This window comes from Mesorhizobium sp. M5C.F.Ca.IN.020.32.2.1, from assembly GCF_004023105.1.
GTDB classification, from domain to species: Bacteria; Pseudomonadota; Alphaproteobacteria; order Rhizobiales; family Rhizobiaceae; genus Mesorhizobium; species Mesorhizobium wenxiniae.
Genome location: NZ_RZSX01000589.1, coordinates 1 through 4,141, shown reverse-complemented (window position 1 = coordinate 4,141; position 4,141 = coordinate 1). Strand labels below are relative to the sequence as shown.

At 64.1% G+C, this 4,141-nt stretch carries 2 protein-coding genes and 1 pseudogene; all 3 read right to left on the bottom strand.

Annotation, left to right across the window (positions count from 1 at the left end; translation table 11 throughout):
• Positions 1-48 precede the first annotated feature (48 nt).
• Positions 49-1,899: a 3D-(3,5/4)-trihydroxycyclohexane-1,2-dione acylhydrolase (decyclizing) gene (gene iolD, locus EOA86_RS24895; RefSeq protein ID WP_128344096.1), complete on the bottom strand. Its 1,851-nt coding sequence runs from the start codon at positions 1,897-1,899 to the stop codon at positions 49-51.
• Positions 1,900-1,934: 35 nt separating this feature from the next.
• Positions 1,935-3,869: a 5-dehydro-2-deoxygluconokinase gene (gene iolC, locus EOA86_RS24890; RefSeq protein ID WP_128344095.1), complete on the bottom strand. Its 1,935-nt coding sequence runs from the start codon at positions 3,867-3,869 to the stop codon at positions 1,935-1,937.
• Between the two features lie 130 nt (positions 3,870-3,999).
• A pseudogene (locus EOA86_RS40595) lies at positions 4,000-4,141 on the bottom strand (RpiR family transcriptional regulator); the annotation flags it as partial.

Here is a 4,141-nt window from a genome sequence, read left to right as displayed (position 1 = left end):
GGTCCACCCTCCCCACAAGGGGGAGATAGGGGCTTGGCAGCGCCGACATCAATCTCCAATCTTCTGCATCTGCCGCTTTTCATCATAGGCTCTGCGCGCCGCATTCACTTGCGGCCGTGTCGAGACTTCCGGCACGGCAACGTCCCACCAGCTTCCACCGGCTTCGGTCGAAACTAGCGGATCGGTGTCGATGACCAGCACTGTGGTCCTTGTATTCTTCTTCGCTTGCGCCAGCGCCGTTTCCAGCCCGGCGACCGAGGAAACCTTCTCAGCGATGGCGCCGAGGCTTACCGCATGCGCCGCGAAGTCGATGTCGGGCAATATCTCATGGCGTGCGTCCTTCAGCAGATTGTTGAAGTTGGCGCCGCCGGTCGCCATCTGCAGCCGGTTGATGCAGCCATAGCCTCTGTTATCGAGCAGCACGATGGTCAGCTTGAGGCCGAGCATGACCGAGGTCGCGATCTCGGAATTGAGCATCAGATAGGAGCCGTCGCCGATCATCACGACGACCTCCTCGTCGGGCTTCGCCATTTTGGCGCCGAGCCCGCCAGCGATCTCGTAGCCCATGGTCGAGAAGCCGTATTCGGCGTGGTAGGAGCCGGGCGCGCCCGCGTGCCAGAGCTTGTGTAACTCGCCGGGCAGGCCGCCGGCGGCATGAAGCAATATCACGCCGGAGCCCATGGCGCGCTGCACGGCGCCGATCACTTGCGCGTCGGACGGGTAGGCGGCATTGGTCGACGCCGTCACCTTGTCTGCATCGGCCTGCCAGTCCTTCTTGCCCCTGGCCGCCTTGTCGGTCCAGGCAGCCTGCGCCTTCCAGCCGTTCAGCGCCGCGTCAAGCTCGGCGAGCCCTTCCGCCGCATCGGCGACCAGCGGCAGCGCCTGGTGTTTTCCCGCATCGAAAGGCTGGACGTTCAGCCCGATGATGGTCTTGCCGGAATTCTTGAACAGCGCCCACGAGCCGGTGGTGAAATCCTGCAGCCTGGTGCCGACGGCAAGCACGACGTCGGCTTCTTCAGCCAGCCGGTTGGCCGCCGAAGTGCCGGTGACGCCGACCGCCGCCATGTTGAGCGGATGATCGTCCGGCAGCGAGGATTTACCGCCCTGCGTCTCGCAGACCGGGATGCCGGCGCCTTGCACCAGCTTCGCCAATTCGCCGGAAGCCTGCGAATAAAGCACGCCGCCGCCGGCAATCACTAACGGCCTTCTTGCCGCCTTCAGCGCCGCCACCGCGGCCGCCAATTCCCTACGGTCCGGACGCGGCCGGCGCTGGTTCCAGACCCGTTCGGCAAAGAAGCTCTCGGGGTAGTCATAGGCTTCGGCCTGCACGTCCTGGCAGAGCGCCAGCGTCACCGGTCCGCATTCGGCCGGATCGGTCAGCACCTGCATGGCGCGATTGAGCGCCGGGATGATCTGCTCGGGCCGGGTGATGCGGTCGAAATAGCGCGACACGGGCTTAAAGCAGTCATTGACCGTCGCCGTGCCGTCGGAGAAATTCTCGGCCTGCTGCAGGACAGGGTCGGGGATGCGATTGGCGAAGACATCGCCGGGCAGAAACAGGACAGGCAACCTGTTTACATGCGCAAGTGCTGCCGCCGTCACCATGTTGAGCGCGCCGGGGCCGATCGAACTTGTCGTGGCCATGAAGCGGCGACGGAAATTGGCCTTGGCGTAGGCGATCGCCGCATGCGCCATCGCCTGTTCGTTGTGGGCGCGGAAGGTCGGCAATTCGTCACGCACCTGGTAGAGCGCCTCGCCGACACCGGCGACATTGCCATGGCCGAAGATCGCCCAGGCGCCGCCGAAGATCGGCATTTTTTTGCCGTCGATCTCGGTCATCTGGCGGGCAAGAAAGCGGGTCAGCGCCTGCGCCATCGTCAGGCGGATTGTCTTGGTCATCTTGTTTTCCTCCGCAGTCCTAATGCCGCGCCTTCTTATGCTGCTTTGCGGCCGCGCGCGGCAAGCCATGCCTCGGTTAGTCTCTCGAAGCGCGACGCCATGTCGGCCACTGCCTCGTCGTCCGACATCTTGCCCGCAAACCACTGTTCGGCCGCGTTGATGAAGATGGTGCGTCCGACGGCGAAGCCCTTGACGATGGGCGCTTTGGCGGTGGCAGCGAAGGCCGCTTCCAGCTCGTCCTGCGGCGCTTCGAGGCCGAGCAGCACAACCCCACGGCACCACGGATCGTTCTTTAGGATCACCGCCTCGATCTTTGCCCAAGCCCCGGCCGAAGCCTGCGGTTCGAGCTTCCACCAGTCGGGCTTGATATCGAGCGCATAGAGTTCCTCCAGCGCGCGCGGGATCGTCGTGTCGTCGAGCTCGCCGTGCTTGCCGGCGATGATCTCGATGAGAAGTTCTCTTCCCACTTTCCGCGCGGCCTCGAACAGGCTTTTGAGCTTCTGCTGCTGCTCGGTCTTCAGCGGCTCCGGGTCGTCGGGGTGATAGAAGCACAGGCACTTGATGCAATGGTCGACCGGCCACTCGATCAATTGCGAGCCGATGTCCTGCGAGAATTCAAAACGAAGCGGCCGCGATCCCGGCAGCTCGACCGGCCGGCCGAGCCAGGCGAAGGAATGGCGGGCAAATTCGAACATCGCCTCGCGGCCGTATTTCTCGTCGAGCAGCATGCCGTATCCGGCGCGGCCGGCGGCGACCTTTGCCGCCGCCTTGACCGTCAGCACCTTGAAATCATGGATGCGCGACGGATCGGCGCCGGCTTTCGCGGCGACATCGTCAAGCTGGATACGGTGGTCGCAGGCCAGCGCCATCAGCGAGGGAATGACGCGCCGGCGCGTCGTCGCCCAATGGATATGGTTGATCGCCTCGTCCTTGCGCAACGCCAGATGCCTGCTGCCGTTCTTCAGGAAGAACTGCAATTCCTCGAAGGTCGGGTATTCCGGCGCGCAGAGCAGCCGCGACACGGCGAAAGCGCCGCAGGCATTGGCCCAGGTCGCCGCCGTCGCTAGGCTTTCCTCGCCGAGCCAGCCGCGCAGGAAGCCCGACATGAAGGCATCGCCGGCGCCGAGCACATTATAGACCTCGATCGGAAAACCCTTGCCGACAATGCCGTCTTCGAGATCGTCGCTGATCGGCCCGTCATAGACGATGCAGCCCATGGCGCCGCGCTTCAGCACGATAGTGGCCTTGGACAGCGAGCGGATCGTCTTCAACGCGCTGAGGCAATCGTCAGTGCCGGAGGCGATCATGATCTCTTCTTCGGTGCCGACGATCAGGTCGCAGTCGGGCAGCACCGTCTTCAGCCGGGCGGAGACCCGGTCGGATTTCACGTAGCGCTCGAACCCTTCGGCATGGCCGGCAAGGCCCCAGAGATTGGGGCGGTAGTCGATGTCGAACACCACCTTGCCGCCATTGGCCTTGATGGCGCGGATCGCCTTGCGCTGGGCGGCATCGCTGTTGGGCCGCGAAAAATGCGTGCCGGTGACGACGATGGCGCGCGCCGAGGCGATGAACGCTTCGTCGATGTCCTTCTCCGCCAGCGCCATGTCGGCGCAGTCGCTGCGATAGAAGATCATCGGCGAGACGCCTTCGTCCTCGACCGACAGCAGCACCAGCGCGGTCAGCCGGTCCGGGTCGGTCTTGAGGCCGTCGACCGAAACCCCTTCGCGCGTCAGCTGCTCGCGGATGAAGCGGCCCATCTGCTCGTCGCCGACGCGAGTGAGCAGCGCCGAGCGCAGGCCGAGCCTCGCCGTGCCGACCGAAATGTTGGCCGGACAGCCGCCGACCGACTTGGCAAAGGAGGTGATGTCCTCCAAGCGCGAGCCGATCTGCTGGCCATAGAGATCGACCGAGGCGCGGCCAATGGCGATGACGTCGAGCGGCGCATGTTTCGCGTCCATGGCTTCGCCCATTCGAACCTCCCATCAGCCTTGTTGTCTTGGGGTACACGCGCGAGCGGCAGCGTGGCGCCGGTAATATGAAATAATAATTCCAATCCGTAGTCAATATGGAACGCGCATTCCTTTGCTGAAAAGTAGCCTGTCAGGCCTTGGGCTTGCGGCCAGCTTCGCGCCGCTTCTCGCCAACCGCAACGGTCAGCGCCATGGCCAGCGCCATCGTCGCTGACAACGAGCGGAAGCCGGCGAAATCGGCCTCGGCGACCTCGAACCAGACCTTGGCGAAC